Origin of the sequence: Phytoactinopolyspora halotolerans, assembly GCF_010550675.1 — a bacterium.
In the GTDB taxonomy this organism is placed as follows: Bacteria; Actinomycetota; Actinomycetes; order Jiangellales; family Jiangellaceae; genus Phytoactinopolyspora; species Phytoactinopolyspora halotolerans.
Map to the genome: position 1 here is coordinate 1 of NZ_JAAGOA010000050.1, position 2,137 is coordinate 2,137.

Here is a 2,137-nt window from a genome sequence, read left to right on the forward strand (position 1 = left end):
GAGTCGGGTCGGGAACTGGAGAGGAAATGATGTCTGACGTTAGGGCCCAGGGTCGATCAGTTGCCGGTTTCCCGGTTGGTTGTTCGTCCCGTTGTGCCCTTGGTCAGGTCAGTTCCGCTCCAGCTCCCGCCACGTCGAACCGTGCGTGCGGTTCTCCCGCACACGGCTCACCGACGCCGTTCACCGGCGGCATTCGGTTTCTCCCGCCAGGGTTTGTTGGCCCTGGGTGCGATCACGGTTCCATTCAGGCTGATCAGCCCGCACCGGTTCGGCGACAGGTAGCCCACGACGGACAGGCCGAAGCCGCGTCCGCGTTTGTGGCGTTTGCCGATGAACAGTGCCAGCCGATCGATGGCGTACTGCTGGATCTTTTCGAAGCGGATCGCGGAGTGGCCGTAGCGGAAATAGCCGCCCCAGCCACGCAGGAACCTATTCAGGTCTCCCACGACCCATTCGACCGGCAGCAGCAGCCGAGACCGGACCGTCAACTCACGGATGCGATCCCGGGCTCGTTGCATCGCCCGATCGCTGGGCCAGCGGGCCAGGAACTCGATCCCGCGTCGTCCGTGTATGCCCCGAGACCGCACCCACCGGTGGTGGAAACCGAGGAAGTCGAAACCTTCCCCTCCCACGTGCAGGTGGATGATGCGGGTCTTGGCTTCCTTCAGCTGCAAGCCGAGCTCAGCCATGACCTGCCGCAACCGCGCCAGCGCGGCTTCGGCCTGTTCCCGGGACTTGCACATCACCAGCGCGTCGTCGGCGTACCGGATGAGCACCCCGTGCTCGCGTGTGTCCCACACACGGTCCAGCCGGTGCAGGTACACGTTGCACATCACGGGACTGATCACTCCCCCTTGCGGGGTTCCGGTCACCGAGTGCCGCACCACGCCGGACTCCATCACCCCGGCGCGCAACATCGCCCGCAGGAGTTTCAGCACCGACTGGTCCACCACTCGTTCCTCGACCGCTTGTATCAACCTCTCCTTCGGTATCGCCTCGAAACAGTTGGCGATATCGGTCTCCACCACCCACCGGCGGCCCTTGAAAGCCTCATCGATGACGACTTGCAAGGCGTCGTGCGCCGAGCGTTTCGGGCGGAACCCGAAACTGCACGGCAAGAAGTCCGCCTCGAAGATCGGCTCGAGCACGATCTTGCACGCGGCTTGCACGATCCGGTCACGAACAGCGGGAATCGACAACGGACGCTGCTCGGTCGTGCCCGGCTTGGGGATGAACACCCGCCGCGCCGGCAACGGCCGATACGACCCCTCCCGCAATTCACTGGCCAGCTCGTCCAGGAGCCGATCAACGCCGTACTCCTGCTCGATCCAGCTCAGGGTGGTCTGGTCAACACCGGGAGCGCCGTTATTCGCGCGCACCCCAACCCACGCGCGCCACAGGACGTCCCTGCGCAGAACCTTGTCCCACAACGCATGAAACCGTCGCCCGGGATCGGCCTTGGCCGTCCGGTACAGCGTGTGTTGCAGGGCACGCACCTTATCCCGCGGGAGAACATCCGCGCGGTCGGCGGGACTAGCACTATCGGCACTCACCGGGCACCTCCACTGTCAGCAACACGCATCGACGAAGTAGTGGCCCTTCCCTCACCGGCGGTTATGTTGTCCGCTCAGCTCAACCAGTACTACGGCCACCTCCGACGCCCACCCGGCTGGCTTCCACTTCCCGGCTCATCACCGGTTATAGGTCACCGCACTCCAGCCGCAATACGCAGTCGGCCGGGCCGGACAGGGCCTCTCCAGTTCCCGCCGTCACTATCCGAACGTTCCGAGCCCCTTACGCCGAGGAGTCCTTCACGGCTGCACTCCCAGGATCTTCACCGCTTCCATGGCCTTCGCCCTTCTCCTCCGGGCTCGGCACTCCCTCGCCCCACCCGTCACCGGGCAGGAGTCATAACGACGCGGCAGGCTTCACTTCACGTTACGGACCGTTCGGTTGCACACCCCCTCAACAGGGATGTTCGACGCTGGGCTTCGACCCCATCCGTTACCAAACGAGGCCGCCAGCCTGCTACCGGGCCCCCTGGCGGTTACCCGGACCGGACTTTCACCGGCAAGCGACGACGAGCACACGAATCAGTCGTCAACCACTCATCTGATCAACCACCAATCACTACTGG

The 2,137-nt window shown here is 64.5% G+C and carries 1 protein-coding gene; it reads right to left on the reverse strand.

What is annotated here, in order from left to right; all coding sequences use genetic code 11:
- Positions 1-167: 167 nt before the first annotated feature.
- Positions 168-1,553: a group II intron reverse transcriptase/maturase gene (ltrA, locus tag G1H10_RS32015; protein WP_163745343.1), complete on the reverse strand. Its 1,386-nt coding sequence runs from the start codon at positions 1,551-1,553 to the stop codon at positions 168-170.
- Positions 1,554-2,137: the final 584 nt, after the last annotated feature.